Source organism: Streptomyces sp. NRRL B-24484 (assembly GCF_000717715.1).
In the GTDB taxonomy this organism is placed as follows: domain Bacteria; phylum Actinomycetota; class Actinomycetes; order Streptomycetales; family Streptomycetaceae; genus Kitasatospora.
The window spans coordinates 1-316 of sequence record NZ_JOAI01000163.1 but is presented as its reverse complement, the minus strand read 5'-3'; the positions used below and the strand labels follow the sequence as shown (position 1 = coordinate 316).

Sequence of the window (316 nt, the reverse complement as noted above, 5' to 3'; positions counted from 1 at the left end):
GTCGTACGGCGACCGTCCGTCCGGTGGCGGTGGCTACCGCGGGCGCGACGACCGTCCCGCCGGTGGTGGCGGTGGCGGTGGCTACCGCGGCCGTGACGACCGCCCGTCCTACGGTGACCGTCCCCGTCGTGACGACCGTCCGTCGTACGGTGACCGTCCGCGTCGCGACGACCGTCCGTCGTACGGTGACCGTCCGCGTCGCGACGACCGTCCCTCGTACGGTGACCGTCCGTCCGGTGGTGGCGGTGGCGGTGGCTACCGTGGCCGTGACGACCGTCCGTCGTACGGTGACCGTCCGCGTCGTGACGACCGTCCG

1 protein-coding gene is annotated in these 316 nt (G+C 74.1%); it reads left to right on the top strand.

Going from position 1 to position 316, the window contains the following annotated elements; all coding sequences use genetic code 11:
- Positions 1-23: 23 nt before the first annotated feature.
- Positions 24-316 (top strand): hypothetical protein (locus IE98_RS44075; RefSeq protein ID WP_043176455.1); only part of this gene is annotated, 293 nt, incomplete at its 3' end.